We start from the raw sequence: 18,798 nt of genomic DNA on the forward strand, positions 1-18,798 counted from the left end.
GCAATGACGACAGCGAACGAACGGGAACAGACGCATTACTTCGTGCCGCAGCCATCGCGCTGGCCGGCGGTGGGCGCGGTGGCGCTGTTCTGCTTGGGACTGGGCGCGGCCTTTGCCGTCAACGGCCAGCCCTTGGGCAAGCTGTCGCTGGGCGTGGGCGCGCTGATCCTGATTTATATGTTGTTCGGCTGGTTTGGCGACGTGATTCGAGAAAGCCGGCACGGCGATTACCAGGGCAAGGAGGATATGTCCTTCCGCTGGGGCATGGGTTGGTTCATCTTCTCCGAGGTGATGTTCTTCGGCGCCTTCTTCGGCGCCTTGTACTGGGTGCGGGTGGTGTCGGTGCCCACCTTGGGCGAGATGGACTACAAGATCTTGTACCCGGATTTCGAAGCGTCCTGGCCCTTGCTCACGGGGCCGGGCATCACCAAGCCCTATCAAGCGATGAGCGCTTGGGGGCTGCCGGCGCTGAATACCTTGATCCTGCTCAGCTCCGGCGCGATGGTGACCTGGGCGCATTGGGCGCTGCTGCAAGGCCGGCGCGCGCAATTGAAGCTGGGCCTGCTGCTGACCGTGTTGCTGGGAACCCTGTTCCTGTGTTTGCAGATGTATGAATACGGCCACGCGATGAGCGAGTTGAACCTGAGCCTAGCCTCCGGCGCTTACGGCATGACTTTCTTCATGCTGACCGGTTTTCACGGCATGCACGTTCTGTTGGGCACTATTATTCTGGCGGTGGTGTGGCTGAGGGTGATGCGCGGACATTTCGATGGCCAGCACCACTTTGCCTTTGAAGCGGCGGCCTGGTACTGGCACTTCGTCGACGTGGTGTGGTTGTTGCTGTTCGTCTTCGTCTACTGGCTGTGAGCGGCGCGGCCAGACCAAAGGTCAGGGGCGGGGTGGGGACGTGGGCGGGTGGCTCGGCTAAGCTTGATGTGGGCGCCACCAGCCGAACAGCGCGCCCAGTAGCAGCAGCAGAAACAGGCCGATGGACAGGCCGATGCGTAAAGTGAGGGAGCGAACCAGACGTTGAGAGCCTTGATCGGATTTCAGCAGGCCGGTCAGGCCCCAGAACAGGGCAAGCACGATGCAGGCGAGCAAGAACAGGATGACAAGTTTCATTGCGGAATCCCCCGGTCGACGTCGATCTTCAGCTTTGAAGTCTAGCGGCAAACGGCTGGTTTGGCTGTGTTTATTGGCCATGGCGGTGTTGCCTTTCTTCCTGGCCGCCTGGCAATGGCAGCGCGCGCAGGAAAAGACCGAACTGTTGCGCTCGTTGACCAGCGCCATCGGAGTGCCGCCGGTCAGCCTGATTTACCGGGAGGCCAGCCCTCAGCCGGAGTTCAGCCGGGTGGCCTTGCCGGGCGCTCATCCCGCCGGGCCGGTTTTGCAACTGGAAAACAGCTATCTGGGCGAGGTCAAGGGCCGACGCATGCTACAGCCGTGGCGGCTGGAGGACGGCGCGATGGCCTTGGTGGACTTGGGCTGGCTGGCCGACGGCGTGCCGCTGCCCGATATCGATTCGCAAGCCTTGACCTTGCGCGGTCACTGGATGCCCTTGCCGCGCCACTTTGTGTTGCCAGGCGCGGTGGCCGGCGTTGAGGGCCGCGTCGACGCCATCGACATGGCCGCGTTGCGTCAGCGTTATCCCGGCCATTGGCATCAAGGCGTGGTGGTGCTGGAGCATTCGCCGGATCCGTTGCGGCATTGGCCGGTCCTGCCGGAATTCATGCCGGAGCGCCATTACGCCTATGCGGCGCAATGGCTGCTGTTGGGCCTGCTCTTGCTGCTGTCCTTGCATACGTTGAGGAGACGTTCCCATGAGCCGCGTCGATGAGCTGTCCCAGCAGGCGTCGCCCGCAGAGCCGTCCCGCCGCCGCGGCCGGTTCAAGCTGCTGTTAATGGCGGCCATCTGCCTGGCGCCGGTGCTCGCCTCATGGGCCGCTTACCGGCTGATGCCGCCGCAGGGCGGCAAGAGCTACGGTCAACTGCTGCCGACGCGCCCGTTCGCCTTGATCGGCGCACAGGGGTGGCCGCGAGGCAAGTGGGTGCTGGCGGCCAGGATAGAGCCCGGCTGCCAGACGCGCTGCCAGCAGCGCTTTTTCGCGATGCGCCAGATTCAGCGGGCTCAGGGCGAGGCCGCCGGCCGTCTGACCCGGCTGGGCTGGCAAGAGGAGGCCGCGCATGAGGAGGTGGACGCCACTCACATCGTGCAGTCCGCGCAGGCCGGCGTTGACGACGGCGGCTACTACCTCGTGGACCCGCTGGGCAACCAGGTGCTGTTTTATCCCGACGCCGCTGACCCCAAGAAAGTGATCCAGGAAATAGGCCGCGTGCTGAAAACCAATAACGGCATAGGTTGAGTCCATTTGGCCGCTGGCCGCCACGGCCCGCGGCTTTCGCAGTTTGTTGGCCGCTCGACAAGGGGAGCGCAGCATGAGGCGACTGATCTGGCTGGCATTCATCCTGGCATGCGTGGTCGTGCCTTTCGGCGCCTATGTGCGCCTGTCTGACGCCGGGCTCGGCTGTCCGGATTGGCCGGGTTGTTACGGCCAGATATCCCCGCACCACGCGGCGGAGAGCATCCAGCGGCAACATGCCCAGAGCCCGGACGGGCCGGTCAGTCTGGGCAAAGCCTGGAAGGAAATGAGCCATCGCTATCTGGCCGGCGCGCTTGGGGCCTTGATTGTCGCCGTTGCCTGGCAAGCCTGGCGTGCGCGGCGGCATCGCCGCGCGGCCGGCGCATTGCTGACGGTGGTGGCGGCCCAGGGCCTGTTGGGCATGTGGACGGTGACCCTGCTGCTCAAGCCGGCCATCGTCACCCTTCATCTGCTTGGCGGCATGTCGGTGCTGCTGCTGTTGGCCTGGCTGGCCTTGTCCCCGCGGCTGCGGCCGGTGGAGGCGCCGGCGGCGCTTAACTGGCTGGCGCGCGGCTTGGTGCTGGCTGTGGTCCTGCAAGTGGCGCTAGGCGGCTGGGTGTCCACCAACTACGCCGCTCTGGCCTGTCAGGGCTTCCCCGCCTGCAATGGCGAATGGTGGCCGCAGATGCGCTTTGAGCACGCTTTTCATCTGTTCCGGGCATTGGGCGAGGCGCCGGACGGCAGCCCGTTGGCGGTGGGCAACTTGGTGGCGGTGCATTGGCTGCACCGGCTCGGGGCCGCGTTGGTGGCCGTCTTGTGCCTGGCGACGGCGCGCGCCGGTTGGAGGCTGCCGGCGCTGCGGGGCCATCTGGCTTGTTTGCTGGCGCTGCTGGGCTGCCAGCTAGCCCTGGGCGTCGCCAATGTGCTGCTGGCGCTGCCCTTGCCGGCGGCGGTGTCGCACAATGCCGGCGCTGCTAGTTTGCTGCTGGCGTCCAGCTTGTTGGCGCTGCGCTTGCGCCCGGCGCGAGCTGTTCAGCCTCGGGCCGCGGCCGGGCCATTGCCGGGTCTTTCGAAAAATCATCGCGAGTGGGTTTGAGCGCCGCATCCTGAAGGGGGAAAACATGAACGCAGCGGAGCTTCAGCAGGCGCGCCAGCACGCGGTCGCCTTGATGCAATTGGCCAAACCCCGGGTAGTGGGGCTGATCGTGTTCTGCGCGGTGATCGGCATGTTCCTGGCGGGGCCGGGCTGGCCGGATCCGGCGCGTTTGCTGCCGGCCACCGCCGGCATCGCCCTGGTGGCCGGCGCGGCGGCGATGATCAACTGTCTGGTGGAGCGCACGGTGGACGCCAATATGCGTCGCACCGCCTGGCGCGCCACCGCGCGCGGCGAGGCCGGCGCGGGCGAGACCCTGGTCATCGCTCTGACCGCCGGCGGTATCGGCATGGCCTTGCTTGCCGGCCTGGTCAACGCCTTGACCGCCTGGCTGACGCTGGCCACTTTCGTTGGCTACGCCATCGTCTACACCTTGCTGCTCAAGCCCAATACGCCGCAGAACATCGTGATCGGAGGCGCCAGCGGCGCGATGCCGCCGGTGCTGGGCTGGGCGGCGATGACCGGGGAGGTGCACGCGTTCGCCTTAGTGTTGTTCCTGATCATCTACGCTTGGACGCCGCCGCATTTCTGGGCGTTGGCCTTGTATCGCCGCGACGATTACGCCCGCGCCGGGCTGCCGATGCTGCCGGTGACTCACGGCCAGCGTTTCACCACGCTGTCCATCTTGCTGTACGCCTTGCTGTTGTCGGCCATCACCCTGCTGCCGGTGGCGATGGGCGCGGCCGGTTGGCTCTATCTGCTGGCGGCGCTGGCGTTGGACGCGCGTTTGCTCTTCCTTGCCGTGCGCTTGCATCGCCAGTATGCTGACGCTCTGGCCCGCCGCGCCTTTGCCTGGTCGATCTGGTATCTGACCTGGCTGTTCGCGGCCCTGCTGATAGACCACTACTGGCTGATACCCGTTTCCTGATGCGCAAATTGATAAAACTCGCCGGCTGGCTGTTGCTGCCGTTGTGGCTGGCCGCGTGCTCGCCGAATGAACCCAAGCTGGATTTGAAAGGCACCGATGTCGCCGGAGCATCGATAGGCGGCGATTTCACCTTGACCGACCATCAAGGCCAGCGCCGCAGCCTGTCTCAATACCAAGGCAAAGTGGTGGCGCTGTTCTTCGGCTACACCCATTGCCCGGATGTCTGCCCGACCACCATGCTGGAATACGCGGCCGCGGTAAAGCAACTGGGCGATAAGGCCGGACAGGTGCAGGTGCTGTTCGTCAGCATCGATCCCGAACGCGACACGCCGCAGGTGCTGGCCGGTTACGTGCCGCACTTCAACCGCGGCTTCGTTGGCCTGACCGGCACGGTCGGCGAGGTCGAGCAGATAAAGAATCAGTACAAGATTGTCGCCCAGCGGGTGAACCAGCCGGGCGGCGGCTATAGCGTGGACCACAGCGCCGGCTCCTATCTGTTGGATAAACAGGGCCGTTTGCGTGTGTTTGAGGCCTACGGCACGCCGTCGGCGAGCTTGGCTCATGATATTGAACAGTTGTTACGCTAAACTTGGCGTATCGGAAACTGACGCAGACATGAAAGTCGGATCAAAGTGAGCAACGACCATAACGCTGGCGCAACATCCGGCTCGCAGCCATCGTTGGATCTCGCCAAATACACGCTGTCCACGTCGGTGGAGATCGCCCATCACCTGGCCGGCATCGCCAAGAACGGCCACATGGTGACGGTGTTTTCCAACAAGGGTAAAACCTTCATCCTGACCCGCTTCCTGGAAGTGGACCACAAGGCGGGCACGCTGGTGTTCGACTGGGGCGCGGACCCGGAGACCAATGAGCATTTACTGGCCAGCGAGCGCAATGTCTTTGTCTGCTCGCCGGAGGGCGTCAAGACCCAATTTGTCACCGGTCAGGTGCGGCGAGTCGAGTGGGAGGGCCAGCCGGCCTTCCAGGCGGATCTGCCCGAGCAGGTGATCAAGCTGCAGCGCCGCGAGTTCTTCCGCATCCAGACCCCGGTGGCCAGCCCAGTGATGTGCCATGTGGCCGATTATCCGCACAAGCCCGTCGACCTGGCCTTGTTCGACGTCAGCCTGGGCGGCGTCAGCATGTGGCTGCCGCAGCCGGGAACGCCCGGCTTCGACATCGGCCAGCAATACCAGCGCTGCACGCTGGATTTGAAACCGCTGGGCGCGCTGCATATCGGGTTGGAAGTCCGCCACCGGCTGGCCGCTAAATTGCGCAACGGCAACGAAGCCGTGCGCATAGGCTGCTCCTATCTGGGGCTGACGCCGGCGATGGAGACGTTGATCCAGCGCTATGTCGGCCTGCTGGAGCGCGAACGCCGCGCTCTGGTGGGCTGAGCCCGGGTCGCTCCGCCTTAACTTCGATTTCGTTATCCTTGCCGCAATACATCATGAAGCTGACTATTGCCCTGTCCAAAGGGCGCATCTTTGAAGAAACTCTGCCTTTGCTGGCCGCCGCTGGCATTTTGCCGGCGGAGGACCCTGAAGCCTCGCGCAAACTGATTATCGGCACCAACCATCCGGGGGTGCGGCTGGTGATCGTGCGCGCGTCCGACGTGCCGACCTATGTCCAGTACGGCGCGGCCGATCTGGGCATCGCCGGCCGCGACGTGCTGATCGAGCACGGCGGCGCCGGCCTGTACCAGCCGCTGGATCTCAATATCGCCAAGTGCAATATGATGGTGGCGGTACAAAACGGCTTCGATTACGAGGCCGCGGTGCGTCGTGGCGCGAGGCTGAAGATCGCCACCAAGTATCCGCAGATCGCGCGCGAGCACTTCGCCCGCAAAGGCGTGCACGTGGACATCATCAAGCTCTACGGCTCGATGGAGCTGGCGCCGCTGGTCGGCTTGGCCGACGCCATCGTCGACCTGGTCTCCACCGGCGGGACGTTGCGCGCCAATAATCTGATCGCGGTCGAGCACATCGTCGACATCAGTTCGCGGCTGGTGGTCAACCAGGCCGCGCTCAAACTCAAACACGACGTGATCCAGCCGGTGCTGGACGCATTCGCCGGCGCCGTGCCGGCCTGAGGTCCGCTCCATGCTGAAACTGTCTTCTTCCCAAGCCGATTTCACCGACCGCCTGCAGGCGCTGCTGGCCTTTGAAACCGCGCAAGATCCGGCCGTCGACGCCGCAGTCGCCGCTATCTGCGACGATGTCAAAGCGCGGGGCGACGCCGCGGTGATCGAATACACCAACCGCTTCGATCGCATGCGCGCCGTCTCCATGGCCGATCTGACGCTGTCGCGAGAGCAACTGGAGGCCGCCTTCCAGCGGCTGAGCGATCCAGTGCGCCACGCGCTCAGCACCGCCGCGGAGCGGGTGCGCCGCTATCATGAGAAGCAGTTGGCGCATTCCTGGAGCTACCAGGACGAGGACGGCACCCTGTTGGGGCAGCAAGTGACGCCGCTGGACCGCGTCGGCATCTACGTGCCGGGCGGCAAGGCCGCCTATCCCAGCTCGGTGCTGATGAACGCGCTGCCGGCCAAAGTGGCCGGCGTGGGCGAAATCATCATGGTGGTGCCGACGCCGGACGGCGAGCGCAACGATCTGGTGTTGGCGGCAGCCTATATCGCCGGCGTCGACAAGGTGTTCACCTGTGGCGGCGCGCAGGCGGTGGCCGCGCTGGCCTACGGCACCGAAACCGTGCCTCAGGTCGACAAGATCACCGGCCCGGGCAATGCTTACGTCGCCGCGGCCAAGCGCCGGGTATTCGGCGTGGTGGGCATCGACATGGTGGCCGGCCCGTCCGAGATTCTGGTGATCTGCGATGGCGACACTCCGCCGGACTGGGTGGCGATGGACTTGTTCAGTCAGGCCGAGCACGATGAAATCGCCCAGGCCATCCTGCTGTGCCCGTCGGCGGAATACATTGCCCAAGTCGAGGCCAGCGTCGCCAGGTTGCTGCCGCAGATGTCGCGCCGCGCAATCATCGAGGCCAGCCTGGGCAACCGCGGCGCGCTGATTCAGGTCAGCGACTTGGCGCAAGCCTGCGAAATCGCCAACTACATCGCGCCCGAGCATCTGGAACTGTCGGTGGCCAACCCGGACGAATTGTTGCCGCGGATTCGCCACGCCGGCGCCATCTTCATGGGCCGCTTCACCTCGGAAAGCCTGGGCGATTATTGCGCCGGCCCCAATCACGTGCTGCCCACCAGCCGCACCGCGCGTTTCGCCAGCCCGCTGGGCGTGTACGATTTCCAGAAGCGCAGTAGCCTGATCCGGGTGTCCCAGGCCGGCGCGCGGGCGCTGGGCCAGGTTGCCAGCCTGCTGGCTCACGGCGAAGGGCTGAGCGCGCACGCGCGCGCCGCGGAATTGCGCTTGGACGCATAGCGTCAAGAGCAAAATGCCGCGTCATCGCTTAATCTGGATAAGTAACCGGAGAAGGCGATGGCTGGGCTGCTACGCATCATGGCCGGACTCTGTCTGGCCTTTTTCTTGTCCGCCGCGGCTTGGGCGCAGCCGCGAGTGCTGGTGGTGGAGAGCTATCATAGCGACTACCCCTGGGATCGGGATTACCGCCGCGCGCTGCAGGAGCGTCTGGGCAAGCGCGCGCAATTGAGCTATTACGCGATGGACACCAAGCGCCTGCCGCCGGCCCAGCATCAGGCGCGCGCCGACGAGGCGCTGGCCATGGCGGCTAAAATAAAGCCGGATCTTGTCATCGTCGGCGACGATGCCGCGTTACAGAGAGTGGGCAGCAAGCTGGCTCAGCAAGGCGTGCCGGTGATTTATCTGGGCATCAACAACAATCCGCGCAATTACTTCCCGGGCGCGGCGACGAACGTCAGCGGCGTGCTGGAGCGGCCCTTGATCCTGCGCAGCGTCTTCGAACTGGGTAAAACCGTCAAAGGCTTGCGCAACGCCCTGGTGTTGTTCGACGACGACCTGACCTCGCGGATCATCCGCGACGAGACCTTCGTCGGCCGAGACACCATGTTGTTGGCCAATATCCATGTCGACCTGTTCTTGACCGGCTCCTACGCCGAGTGGCAGCGGCGAGTGCTGAGCGCAGCCGACCGTTACCAGGCGATCTGGGTGGGCCTCTACTTCACCCTGCGCGATGCCGGGGGCAGGGTAGTGCCCGGCGATGAAGCGCTGCGTTGGACCGCCGCTCACGCCAAGCTGCCGCTATTTGCGTTTTGGGACTTCGCCGTGGGCAAGGATAAAGCCGCGGGCGGCTTGGTGCTGTCCGGCTACGAGCAAGGCCGAGAGGCGGCCAAGTTGGCCGAACAGGTGCTGTTCCAAGGTCAGTCGGTGGCCAGTTTGTTCCCGGTGACGCCTTCGGAAGGCCGTTATGTTTTCAGCCGCGAAGGGATGGCGCGCGACCACGTCCAGCTGCCGGCGCGGCTGCGGGAACGGGCTGACTGGGTTGAGTAGCTGAAAGCGAATGAACACGCTACTATAGCTTTTCGCCGTTTCCGATAACACGGCTCCGTCCACGGGGCTCTTGTTGGCCGCGAGGCCGATTGCGATGTCATGAAAAAGTCCGTCCGACAATTGGTGCGCGATGAGATCGCCGCCATCAGCGCCTACCCGGTAGCCTCCGCCGACGGCTACATCAAGCTGGACGCCATGGAGAATCCGTGGCCCTTGCCGGCCGAGCTTCGCCAAGAACTGGCGCGGGTCTTGGCCGACGTCGCGGTCAACCGTTATCCGGATCCGTCCGGCGGCACCTTGAAAGCCCAACTGAAGCAGGCGTTTGCTATCCCCGAGCCGGCTGATGTGTTGCTGGGCAACGGCTCAGACGAGCTGATCACTTTGGTGGCTCAGGCATTGGCCCGCCCCGGCGCCAAGTTGCTGGCGCTAGAGCCGTCGTTCGTGATGTACAAGATGAACGCGTTGTTCTCCGGCCTCGATTACGTCGGCGTGCCGCTGCGCTCCGATTTCAGCCTGGATCTGCCGGCGACGCTGGCGGCCATCGCCGAGCATCAGCCGGCGGTGGTGTTCGTGTCTTACCCCAATAATCCGACGGGTCCCCGCTTCGCCCGCGCCGAGGTGGAGGCGATCTGCGAGGCCGCGCCCGGCCTGGTGGTGGTGGACGAAGCCTACCAGGCTTTCGCCAGCGACAGCTTCATGAACCTGGCCGGCCTGCGCGACAATCTGATCGTGATGCGCACGCTGTCCAAGCTGGGCCTGGCCGGCATCCGGCTGGGCTACGCCGCCGGCTCCGCCGCCTGGATCCGCGAGCTGGACAAGGTGCGTCCTCCGTACAACATCAATGTGCTGACCCAGGCCGCCGCGCGCTTCTCGCTGCGCCATATCGAGGTGTTCAACCGTCAGGCCGCGGAGCTGTGCGAGGAACGCGGCCGGCTGTCGGCGGGGCTGGCGCGCTACGCCGCCGTGGAAGCCTTCCCTTCCGAAGCCAATTTCATCACCATCCGGGTGCCGGACGCGCTGGCCTTGTACCAGCATTTCAAGGCCAGCGGCATCCTGATCAAGCAACTGCACGGCAGCCATCCGCTGCTGGAGCGATGCCTGCGGCTGACCGTGGGCACGCCGCAGGAAAACGACGCTATGCTGGCAGCCCTGGACGCTTACTTCGCCTAAGTCATGAGAACCGCAACCGTTACCCGCAATACCCTGGAAACCCAGATCACCGTCAGCCTGAACCTGGACGGCGCCGGGGTCGGCCGCTTTGAAACCGGCGTGCCCTTTCTCGACCACATGATGGACCAGATCGTCCGCCACGGCTTGATCGATCTGGACGTGGTTGCCCACGGCGATCTGCACATTGACGCCCACCACACGGTGGAAGACATCGGCATCACTCTGGGCCAGGCTTTCGCCAAGGCGATAGGCGACAAGAAGGGCATCCGCCGCTACGGTCACGCCTATGTGCCCTTGGACGAGGCGCTGAGCCGGGTGGTGATCGATCTGTCCGGCCGGCCGGGCCTGGTGTACAACGTCGAATACACCCGCGCCAGCATCGGCCAGTTCGACGTCGACCTGTTTTCCGAATTCTTTCATGGCTTCGTCAGTCACAGCATGGTCACGCTGCACATAGACAATCTGCGCGGCGTCAACAGCCATCACCAGGCCGAGACCATCTTCAAGGCGTTTGGTCGCGCTCTGCGCATGGCCTGTGAGGTGGACGAGCGCATGGCGGGGCAGACGCCGTCCACCAAGGGCACGCTGAGCGTATGAGCCGGGTCGACTCCGGCATCGCCGGCCTCAACCACCTGTGTTTGTCGGTGCCCGACCTAGCGGCGGCGCTGACGTTCTATGACCAGGTGATGCCGGCGATGGGCTGGCGGGGGCGCAGTAGCGCGGATGCGCGCGCCTATGTCGCCGGCAACTACGAAATCTACCTGCAGCAGAGCAAAACCATGGATGCGGGCTTTGTCCGCCATGGCGTCGGCTTGCAGCATCTGGCCTTCAATGCGCCCAGCCGACAGGCGGTGGACGCGTTGCATGCGCTGTTGCTGCGAATCGGCGCGCGGGTTACCGATGCGCCGGCCGAGTACGAGCATTACAGCGACGGTTACTACGCCGTCTTTTTCCAGGATCCAGGCGGCATTGCGCTGGAGTTCTGCCACACCCCGAACATGAGCTTGTAGCAAGATGAAAGTCGCAGTAGTAGATTACGGCATGGGCAACCTGCATTCGGTGCTCAAGTCGGCGCAGGCGGTCAATGACATCGGCGCGGACATCTTTCTTACCAGCGAGCCGGAGGCAGTGCTCAGGGCGGACAAGGTGATCTTTCCCGGGCAGGGCGCGATGCCGGATTGCATGCGGGAACTGAATCAACACGGTTTGGCCGATGCGATAAGGGAAAGCACCAAGAGCAAGCCGTTTTTTGGCATCTGCGTCGGCGCCCAGCTATTGTTCGAGGAAAGCGAGGAGGGGCCGACCCAAGGCCTGGGCCTGTTTCCCGGCAAGGTGGCGCGCTTTGCCCCCGGGCTGCGCGACGCCGAGGGCGAGCGTTTGAAAGTGCCGCACATGGGGTGGAACCAGGTGTTTCAGAAAACAGTCCACCCCTTGTTCGCCGGCATCGCCGACGGCGAGCGTTTCTATTTTGTGCATAGTTACCACTTTGCGCCGGCCGATGCGGGCCTGACGCTGGCGGAAAGTGAATATCCCGAGCGGTTTTCCTGTATTGTCGGTCGTGGGAACATCTTCGCAAGCCAGTTCCACACCGAAAAGAGCCACCGGGCCGGTCTTCAGATGATGAAGAACTTCCTGGCCTGGGATGGCAGTGTTTAACTCACGTTTGATTTAGCACCATGCTGCTCATACCCGCGATAGACCTGAAAGACGGTCAATGCGTACGCCTGAAACAGGGCGTGATGGACGATGCCACCGTTTTCTCCGACGACCCCGTGCAAGTCGCCGCCCATTGGCGCGATCAGGGCGCTCGCCGCCTGCATCTGGTCGACCTCAACGGCGCCTTCGCCGGCAAGCCCAAGAATCTGGCGGTGATCCGCGACATCCTGGGCGAGGTCGGCGATGAATTGCCGGTGCAGTTGGGCGGAGGCATCCGCGACCTGGACACCATAGAGAAGTATCTGGACATGGGCTTGTCCTACGTGATCATAGGGACAGCCGCGGTCAAGACCCCCGGCTTCCTGCATGATGCCTGCGACGCCTTCCCGGGCCAGGTCATCGTCGGCCTGGACGCCAAGGACGGCATGGTGGCGGTAGACGGCTGGGCCAAGATCACCAACCACAAGGTGGTCGATCTGGCCAAGCGCTTCCAGGATTACGGCGTCAATTCGGTGATCTACACCGACATCGGCCGCGACGGCATGATGAACGGCGTCAACATCGACGCCACCGTCAAGCTGGCGCAGGCGTTGACCATCCCGGTAATCGCTTCCGGCGGTCTGAGCAATCTCGACGACATCCGCGCGCTGTGCGCGGTGGAGGACGAGGGCATCGAAGGCGCGATCACTGGTCGCGCCATCTACGAAGGCGGCATTGATTTCGCCGCCGCGCAGACGCTGGCCGACGAATTGTCGGACTGAGAGGCTGTTCAAAGTCGCGCGAGCAAGAGCGAGACCAGGCGTTTTCAACGCCGTGCCGCTGAAGCGCAGCAGACTATGAGCAGGTTCTGAGAGCCTGTTTCTCGACTCATCAAGCCTTCCCGGCCCGTACTCACTGTCCGGGCCGTTTGGCTGTTTGCCGGACCCCATATGCTTGCCAAACGCATCATCCCCTGTCTGGACGTGACCGCCGGCCGCGTCGTCAAAGGCGTCAACTTCCTGGGCCTGCGCGACGCCGGCGACCCGGTGGAAATCGCCCGTCGCTACAACGAACAGGGCGCGGACGAGTTGACCTTTCTGGACATCACCGCTAGCTCGGACCAGCGCGACATCATCCTGCACGTGATTGAATCGGTGGCGGAGCAGGTGTTCATTCCCTTGACCGTGGGCGGCGGGGTGCGGGAGGTGGCGGACATCCGCCGCCTGCTCAGCGCCGGCGCGGACAAGGTCAGCATCAACACCGCGGCGGTGACCCGCCCGCAGTTGGTCAGCGAGGCGGCCGACCGCTTCGGCAGTCAGTGCGTGGTGGTGGCGGTGGATGCCAAGGCGGTGACACCGGAGAACGACCGCTGGGAGGTGTTCACCCATGGCGGCCGCACGCGCACCGGCATCGACGCGGTGGCGTGGGCGCGTCAGATGCAGCAACTAGGGGCGGGAGAAATCCTGCTGACCAGCATGGACCGCGACGGCACCAAGATCGGCTTTAATCTGGAGCTGACGCGCGCGGTGTCGGAGGCGGTGGATATCCCGGTGATCGCCTCCGGCGGCGTGGGCACGCTGCAACACTTGGTGGACGGGGTCAAGCTGGGCAAGGCCGACGCGGTGCTGGCCGCCAGTATTTTCCATTTTGGCGAGCACACGGTGGCGGAGGCCAAGCAGGCGATGCGGGACGCCGGCATTGAGGTGCGGCTGTGATAGCCGGTTCCATGCCCGTTGCGCTTGCCGCCGGGCACGGCCTCTAAACGCTCCCGCCTTGTTTGCGTCAACGCCCTGTCTCGCGCTTGCGCGCAGGGCTTTAGAGCCTGTTCAAAGTCTCGCGAGTTAGGGCGAGACAAGGCGAAAACCAGCGAAAAAGCGGAATGGTCGAGGGGTACATGAGCATGTTGAGCTTGTACTCACCGCGCAACGCTTCACGAAGCGCAGCAGACTATGAACAGGTTCTTAGAACATAAACCCACTTGCCGGCGTCTTAATTTGAAGCGAAGCGGACGCCGCGCTGAATCATTTTCCGCGCCGCCACTCATAGCCAAGGCGCGCGGCGCAAAGGTGAGCCATGAATTGGTTGGATGAAGTCAAATGGGACGACAAGGGCCTGGTTGCTGCCATCGCCCAGGACGCCGCCAGCGGCCGGGTGCTGATGGTGGCATGGATGAATCGCGACAGCCTGGCCTTGACCGCGGAAACCGGCGTCGCTCATTACTGGAGCCGCTCGCGCGGCAAGCTGTGGAAGAAGGGCGAGAACTCCGGCCATCTGCAAACCGTCAAGGAACTGAGGCTGGATTGCGACGGCGACGTGGTGGTGATGCAGATCGAGCAGGCTGGCGGCATTGCCTGCCACACTGGCCGTGAAAGCTGTTTCTACCGACGTTTCGACTCAGCGCGGCAGGATTGGGTAGTTGTCGACGCGGTGTTGAAGGACCCGGATGCGATCTATCGCAAGGATTGACTTGCGCGCGGTCAACGCCGCGCGGCGGCCGGCCGTTAGAATGGCAGCCGGCAAGCCGATTGTTATCGTTTTGCCATCGGAACGACATATACTTGCCGGGGTTGCGGCGTAAAGGAATAGCGACATGAGCCAGGATGTGCTGAAAACCATCGCGGACACGCTGGAAGCGCGGCGCGAAGCCAGTTCCCAGTCTTCCTATGTGGCGTCCCTGTTTCACAAGGGCGAGGACGCCATTTTGAAGAAAGTGGCGGAGGAGGCGGCAGAGACGCTGATGGCCTCCAAGGACAAGGACAAGCTGCACTTGGTGCGCGAGGTGGCCGATCTGTGGTTCCACAGCATGGTGTTGCTGACCTATCATGGCCTGCGGCCCGAGGACGTGCTGATGGAGTTGAAGCGGCGCGAGGGTATTTCCGGCCTGGATGAAAAGGCCTCCCGCGCCCCCACCCCTTAAGATTTAGCGAGAGCCGACAACAATGACAGATTGCATCTTCTGCAAAATCGTGGCCGGGCAGATTCCGGCCAATAAAATCTACGAAGACGACGATGTGCTGGCCTTCCACGACATTCGTCCGATCGCTCCCGTGCATTTCATGCTGATTCCCAAGCAACACGTGGACTCGCTGGCCCATTGCGGTCCCGAGCACGAGGCGGTGCTGGGCAAGATGCTGACGCTGGCGCCCAAATTGGCGCGCGAACAGGGTCTGGAGGCTGGTTTCAAGACCGGCATCAACACCGGCCGCGGCGGCGGGCAGGAAGTGTTTCACCTGCACGTGCATGTATTCGGCCACAAAAACTGATTGGCCGATCAGGCCGGAGCGGACGGCCGGGCGGCCTCCGCGCATTCATTCGATTTGATAAGGAAGTGAATCATGGGTTCTTTCAGCATCTGGCACTGGCTGGTGGTATTGCTGATCGTGGTGCTGGTGTTCGGCACCAAGAAACTGCGTAATATCGGCGAAGATCTGGGCGGCGCCGTTAAAGGCTTCAAGGAAGGCATGAACGGCGAGAACGACAAGGCCGCCAAGGATAAGCCGGCCGAAACCGGCCGTATCATCGACGGCGACGCCGACAAGAAATAAGGCGCGGTTCAAGCGTGTTTGAAATCAGCTTTGGCGAAATCCTGTTGATAGGCGTGGTGGCCCTGGTGGTGCTGGGGCCGGAGCGCCTGCCCACGGTGGCGCGCACTTTGGGCGCGTTGGTGGGCCGCGCCCAGCGCTTTGTGGCCACGGTGAAGGCCGATATCCAGCAGCAGGCCAACTTGACCGGTCTGAACGAATTGCGGCAGGACATCGAGGACGCCGCGCAGTCGTTCAAAGGCCAGCTCGATTCCGAAGTTCGGGGCGTGCGCGAGGCGATGGAGCAGAACGGCGCCGAACTGCGCGCGCTGGCGGACGAGGCGCGCGCGCCGGTGGAAGAGGCGGCCAACGTCATCCACGGCGGCCTGCAGCCGGATCTGCTGGAGCCTCTTCCGGTCGAGCCAGCGGCGCAGGCCGAGACGGCGCCGGTCAAGGACGAGAACCAACTGGATCTGTTCGACGACTTGCCGCCGTCGCCGCCCCAGCCGGTGGAGCCGCCATCGCTACGCTGAGGCCGGCCGCACCCGGCCGGGCGGGGCTGGTTCCCGCTTCGGCCGTTCCTGAATCCATTGGAAATCCCGCGCATGAATGAACAACCCTTGCTCGCGCATCTGCTTGAGTTGCGCACCCGTCTGGTGCGGGCGCTGCTCGGCATCGCGTTGGTGTTTCTCGGCCTGTTCCATTGGTCCGGGGATATCTACCACCTGTTGGCCAAACCATTGCTGGACGCGCTGCCTGCGGGGGCGAACATGATCGCCACCGATGTCACCGCGCCGTTCTTCGTACCGGTCAAGGTGACCATGCTGGTGGCTTTCCTGATCTCGCTGCCCAATACCCTGTATCAGATCTGGGCCTTTGTCGCGCCCGGGCTCTACCACCATGAGAAACGGTTGGTGCTGCCCTTGGTAGTGGCCAGCCTGCTGCTCTTCCTTATCGGCATGGCTTTCGCCTATTTCCTGGTGTTCCCCGTGGTGTTCGGCTTCATGTCGGCGGTAACGCCGGTCGGGGTCAGCATGATGACCGACATCGATAAATACCTGTCCTTCGTGCTGGGCATGTTCATGGCCTTCGGCGTCACCTTCGAGGTGCCGGTGGTGGTGATCCTGCTGGTGCGCATGGGCGTGGTGTCGGTGGAAAAACTGCGTCAGGGCCGGCCTTATGTCATCGTCGGCGCCTTCGTGGTGGCCGCCGTTGTCACGCCGCCGGACGTGCTGTCGCAAACCCTGCTGGCGGTGCCGCTGTGGTTGCTGTACGAAGCGGGCATTCTGATGGCGGTATTCCTGGGCCGCAAGAAGGAGTGTCCATTGCTGGAGGATGGTTCATGAATCGAAACGCCTGGCATTACGGCGCGTCGGCGTCGCTGATCGCGCTGATTCTGCTGTGCCTGGCCTGGGAGCTGTGGCTGGCGCCGCTGCGTCCGGGCGGCTCGCTGCTGGCGCTTAAGGCGGCGGTGCTGCTGCTGCCGCTGCGCGGCATCCTGGGACGGCGCTTGTATACCTATCAATGGGCCAGCATGTTCATCCTGGCCTATTTCACCGAGGGCGTGATGCGCGGTTGGGCGGATCGCGGCCTGTCGCAGCAACTTGCATGGGGCGAAATCTTCTTGAGCGGACTATTCTTCGTCTGTGTATTGGGCTTTGCCAGAACTTTCAAGTTGTCGCGTCAACCGCAGTAGACTCCGCGCGCAGCGAAAAGGAAGCCGTCAGCTCATGTTGGCGGCTTTTTTTGTGCCCGCGGCTCATGCGGGACGCAGACTGTGAAACTTGCCGGAGTCATGCGAGTAAAACCGCAAACGGCTTGGTTTACAATCGCGGCGAAACCGCGGGCTTGATCGGCGGAAATCCAAAAAATACAGTTTGGTTGGGGAGTGTGTAAATGCGGAATATGACGATTGCGGCCCGGATTACCCTGGGTTTCGCCTTGTTGTTGGTGGCGCTGGCGGTGACCAGCTTGCTGGCTTTCATCGGCCTGGGGAGTATTTCCAGCCGGGTGGAGGATGTCAGCACCCATGAGTTGGCCTTTTACCGCGACGTGGTGGGTTTGCAGCAGCACATGGGCAATCTGCGGCGCTTCGAGAAAGACTATTTCATCAATATGGGTGACGCGGCCAAGCGCGCCGAGTACAGCGAGAAATGGAATAAAACAATAGAGAGCGCGCATGCGGCGATCAAGAACGCCGGCACGCACCCGCTGAACGGCGACGCCACTCAGCAACTAACGGCGCTGGACGGGCTGCTCAACAGCTATGCGGACGGTTTCAAGGCAGTGGCGGCGAAGGTGGACAAGCAGGAGCTTGCCGGCACCAGCGACGCCAACAAGGCGTTTGGCCAGTACAAGAGCAGTATTCACCAGATGGAAGAGGTCTCGGCCAAGCTGGCCAAGGGCGGTTCCGACGCAGTGGCGCAGCTGCGCAGCCAGATCGACGCCTCCGCGGACGCGGTGCGTAGCCAGTTGCTGGCCACGGTGGCAATCGGCCTGCTGGCTAGCCTGGTGGTGTCTTGGTACATCATCCGCTCCATCCGCGTGCCCTTGCTGCAGATGCGGGACTCCGCGCAGCAGTTGGCGCAAACCTGCGATCTGAACTTGAAGCTGCCGGACTTTGGCCGTAACGAGCTGGGCAGTGTCGGGGAGTCGCTGGCTTCTTTGGTCGGCACGGTGCGCCGCTTGGTGCAGGAAGCGCAGGGGCACGCCACCCAATTGGCCAACGCTTCCGGACAAATGGCCGACGTCAGTTCCCAGGTGTCCGGGGCCGCGGCCAATCAGGCGGAGTCCGCCGCCAGCGGCGCGGCGGCGATTGAGCAGATGTCGGTCAGCATCAATCTGGTGGCGGACAACACCCGTGATGTGGAAGATCAGGCGCGCCAGACCATGGCGCAGGCGGATAGAGGCAACGGCCTGGCGGAGAAAGCCGCCAGCGAGATTCAGCGGATCGCCAGCGGCATTACGGAAACTTCCACCGTGATGGACCAATTGAATCAGCGCTCCAGCGATATCGGCGACATTGTGCGGGTGATCCGCGACATCGCCGATCAAACCAATCTCTTGGCCTTGAACGCGGCGATCGAGGCCGCGCGCGCCGGCGAGATGGGCCGCGGCTTCGCCGTGGTGGCCGATGAAGTGCGCAAGCTGGCCGAACGCACCAGCCAGGCCACGACGGAAATATCCACCCATATCGAGGGCGTGCAGACCGATACTCAGCGTGCTTACCAGAGCATGCAGCAGGCGAATGCCCGCATCGAGAGCGGCGTCAGCAGCACCTCCAGCGTGGCCGAATCGTTGCGTGAAATTCATCAGCTGTCGCAGCATTCGGTGGAGCGCATCTCCGACATCGCCAACGCGATCAAGGAGCAGAGCCACGCCAGTCAACTGGTGGCGGGCAATGTAGAGCAGATGGCGCAGATGAACGAAAGCACCGCCAAAGCCTCCGGTCAGGCCAGTCGGCTATCGCAGGAGTTGCAGCAGTTGTCGGTGGATTTGGACTCCAATCTCAGGCGTTTTCGCACCTGAGAGCCTGTTCAAAGTCTCGCGAGCAAGAGGGGACAAGGCGAAAACCAGTGAATAAAGCGGAATGTGCACGTGGTACATGAGTATTTTGGGCTGGTTTTCAACGCCGTATCGCCGAAGCGCA

The 18,798-nt window shown here is 63.4% G+C and carries 25 protein-coding genes; 24 read left to right on the forward strand and 1 reads right to left on the reverse strand.

The window, feature by feature from the left end; translation table 11 throughout:
* The first annotated feature begins 3 nt into the window (after positions 1 to 3).
* Positions 4 to 867, forward strand: a complete 864-nt coding sequence (locus DXT74_RS04760; RefSeq protein ID WP_043636849.1) for a cytochrome c oxidase subunit 3 — start codon at positions 4 to 6, stop codon at positions 865 to 867.
* A gap of 57 nt (positions 868 to 924) precedes the next feature.
* Here the strand turns inward: DXT74_RS04760 and DXT74_RS04765 are convergent, their stop codons facing one another.
* Complete coding sequence (locus DXT74_RS04765) at positions 925 to 1,203, reverse strand: DUF2909 domain-containing protein (protein WP_231138273.1); 279 nt, start codon at positions 1,201 to 1,203, stop codon at positions 925 to 927.
* On the opposite strand from DXT74_RS04765, the gene DXT74_RS04770 reads away from it, so the two are divergent.
* The 23 genes from DXT74_RS04770 (at position 1,202) to DXT74_RS04880 (ending at position 18,677) form a co-directional block, all read left to right on the forward strand.
* Complete coding sequence (locus tag DXT74_RS04770; RefSeq protein ID WP_081554594.1) at positions 1,202 to 1,837, forward strand: SURF1 family protein; 636 nt, start codon at positions 1,202 to 1,204, stop codon at positions 1,835 to 1,837. The two genes, DXT74_RS04765 and DXT74_RS04770, sit on opposite strands and share 2 nt — an antisense overlap.
* Positions 1,821 to 2,363, forward strand: coding sequence for a hypothetical protein (locus DXT74_RS04775; protein ID WP_043636852.1), 543 nt, complete (start codon positions 1,821 to 1,823; stop codon positions 2,361 to 2,363). Before DXT74_RS04770 ends, DXT74_RS04775 begins: the two co-directional genes overlap by 17 nt.
* 73 nt (positions 2,364 to 2,436) lie before the next feature.
* Positions 2,437 to 3,456, forward strand: a complete 1,020-nt coding sequence (locus DXT74_RS04780) for a heme A synthase (RefSeq protein ID WP_194427421.1) — start codon at positions 2,437 to 2,439, stop codon at positions 3,454 to 3,456.
* 25 nt (positions 3,457 to 3,481) lie between these two features.
* On the forward strand, positions 3,482 to 4,381 hold the full coding sequence (locus DXT74_RS04785) for a heme o synthase (protein WP_043636858.1): 900 nt from the start codon (positions 3,482 to 3,484) through the stop codon (positions 4,379 to 4,381).
* On the forward strand, positions 4,381 to 4,968 hold the full coding sequence (locus tag DXT74_RS04790; protein ID WP_194427422.1) for an SCO family protein: 588 nt from the start codon (positions 4,381 to 4,383) through the stop codon (positions 4,966 to 4,968). The genes DXT74_RS04785 and DXT74_RS04790 overlap by 1 nt, the downstream gene beginning before the upstream one ends.
* Before the next feature lie 93 nt (positions 4,969 to 5,061).
* Positions 5,062 to 5,778, forward strand: coding sequence for a flagellar brake protein (locus DXT74_RS04795; RefSeq protein WP_231138274.1), 717 nt, complete (start codon positions 5,062 to 5,064; stop codon positions 5,776 to 5,778).
* A gap of 53 nt (positions 5,779 to 5,831) precedes the next feature.
* Entirely contained in the window at positions 5,832 to 6,473 is a 642-nt protein-coding gene (hisG, locus tag DXT74_RS04800; RefSeq protein ID WP_043589540.1) for an ATP phosphoribosyltransferase, read from the forward strand.
* A 10-nt stretch (positions 6,474 to 6,483) separates the two neighbouring features.
* The gene (hisD, locus tag DXT74_RS04805; protein ID WP_081554438.1) at positions 6,484 to 7,776 is read left to right on the forward strand and encodes a histidinol dehydrogenase; all 1,293 of its coding nucleotides are present in this window, start codon (positions 6,484 to 6,486) and stop codon (positions 7,774 to 7,776) included.
* 57 nt (positions 7,777 to 7,833) lie between these two features.
* Entirely contained in the window at positions 7,834 to 8,823 is a 990-nt protein-coding gene (locus DXT74_RS04810; protein ID WP_043636864.1) for an ABC transporter substrate-binding protein, read from the forward strand.
* 99 nt (positions 8,824 to 8,922) lie between these two features.
* Positions 8,923 to 9,993, forward strand: a complete 1,071-nt coding sequence (gene hisC, locus DXT74_RS04815) for a histidinol-phosphate transaminase (RefSeq protein WP_194427423.1) — start codon at positions 8,923 to 8,925, stop codon at positions 9,991 to 9,993.
* 3 nt (positions 9,994 to 9,996) lie between these two features.
* The gene (hisB, locus tag DXT74_RS04820; protein WP_194427424.1) at positions 9,997 to 10,590 is read left to right on the forward strand and encodes an imidazoleglycerol-phosphate dehydratase HisB; all 594 of its coding nucleotides are present in this window, start codon (positions 9,997 to 9,999) and stop codon (positions 10,588 to 10,590) included.
* On the forward strand, positions 10,587 to 11,003 hold the full coding sequence (locus DXT74_RS04825) for a VOC family protein (RefSeq protein WP_043636870.1): 417 nt from the start codon (positions 10,587 to 10,589) through the stop codon (positions 11,001 to 11,003). The genes hisB and DXT74_RS04825 overlap by 4 nt, the downstream gene beginning before the upstream one ends.
* A 4-nt stretch (positions 11,004 to 11,007) precedes the next feature.
* A complete protein-coding gene (gene hisH / locus DXT74_RS04830) occupies positions 11,008 to 11,649 on the forward strand; it encodes an imidazole glycerol phosphate synthase subunit HisH (RefSeq protein ID WP_194427425.1) in 642 nt (213 codons plus the stop codon).
* Positions 11,650 to 11,669: 20 nt separating this feature from the next.
* Positions 11,670 to 12,410 carry a 1-(5-phosphoribosyl)-5-[(5-phosphoribosylamino)methylideneamino]imidazole-4-carboxamide isomerase gene (hisA, locus tag DXT74_RS04835; protein WP_019103911.1) on the forward strand — a complete coding sequence of 247 codons (741 nt, stop codon included), beginning with the start codon at positions 11,670 to 11,672 and terminating at the stop codon, positions 12,408 to 12,410.
* A 168-nt stretch (positions 12,411 to 12,578) separates the two neighbouring features.
* Positions 12,579 to 13,343 carry an imidazole glycerol phosphate synthase subunit HisF gene (gene hisF / locus DXT74_RS04840; protein ID WP_019103912.1) on the forward strand — a complete coding sequence of 255 codons (765 nt, stop codon included), beginning with the start codon at positions 12,579 to 12,581 and terminating at the stop codon, positions 13,341 to 13,343.
* 358 nt (positions 13,344 to 13,701) lie between these two features.
* Positions 13,702 to 14,094, forward strand: a complete 393-nt coding sequence (gene hisI / locus DXT74_RS04845) for a phosphoribosyl-AMP cyclohydrolase (RefSeq protein ID WP_194427426.1) — start codon at positions 13,702 to 13,704, stop codon at positions 14,092 to 14,094.
* Positions 14,095 to 14,218: 124 nt separating this feature from the next.
* Positions 14,219 to 14,545, forward strand: a complete 327-nt coding sequence (locus DXT74_RS04850) for a phosphoribosyl-ATP diphosphatase (protein ID WP_043589545.1) — start codon at positions 14,219 to 14,221, stop codon at positions 14,543 to 14,545.
* A 22-nt stretch (positions 14,546 to 14,567) separates the two neighbouring features.
* Entirely contained in the window at positions 14,568 to 14,891 is a 324-nt protein-coding gene (locus DXT74_RS04855; protein ID WP_019100820.1) for a histidine triad nucleotide-binding protein, read from the forward strand.
* Between the two features lie 72 nt (positions 14,892 to 14,963).
* Complete coding sequence (tatA, locus tag DXT74_RS04860) at positions 14,964 to 15,173, forward strand: Sec-independent protein translocase subunit TatA (RefSeq protein ID WP_043589548.1); 210 nt, start codon at positions 14,964 to 14,966, stop codon at positions 15,171 to 15,173.
* 14 nt (positions 15,174 to 15,187) lie between these two features.
* On the forward strand, positions 15,188 to 15,682 hold the full coding sequence (gene tatB / locus DXT74_RS04865) for a Sec-independent protein translocase protein TatB (RefSeq protein WP_052370776.1): 495 nt from the start codon (positions 15,188 to 15,190) through the stop codon (positions 15,680 to 15,682).
* A 72-nt stretch (positions 15,683 to 15,754) separates the two neighbouring features.
* On the forward strand, positions 15,755 to 16,495 hold the full coding sequence (gene tatC / locus DXT74_RS04870; RefSeq protein ID WP_194427427.1) for a twin-arginine translocase subunit TatC: 741 nt from the start codon (positions 15,755 to 15,757) through the stop codon (positions 16,493 to 16,495).
* Positions 16,492 to 16,845 (forward strand): DUF2069 domain-containing protein, encoded by a 354-nt coding sequence (locus tag DXT74_RS04875; RefSeq protein WP_043640648.1) that lies wholly within the window; start codon positions 16,492 to 16,494, stop codon positions 16,843 to 16,845. The genes tatC and DXT74_RS04875 overlap by 4 nt, the downstream gene beginning before the upstream one ends.
* A 200-nt stretch (positions 16,846 to 17,045) precedes the next feature.
* Complete coding sequence (locus DXT74_RS04880) at positions 17,046 to 18,677, forward strand: methyl-accepting chemotaxis protein (protein WP_114152411.1); 1,632 nt, start codon at positions 17,046 to 17,048, stop codon at positions 18,675 to 18,677.
* Positions 18,678 to 18,798: the final 121 nt, after the last annotated feature.

Source organism: Chromobacterium sp. Rain0013, assembly GCF_015291765.1.
GTDB lineage: Bacteria > Pseudomonadota > Gammaproteobacteria > Burkholderiales > Chromobacteriaceae > Chromobacterium > Chromobacterium haemolyticum.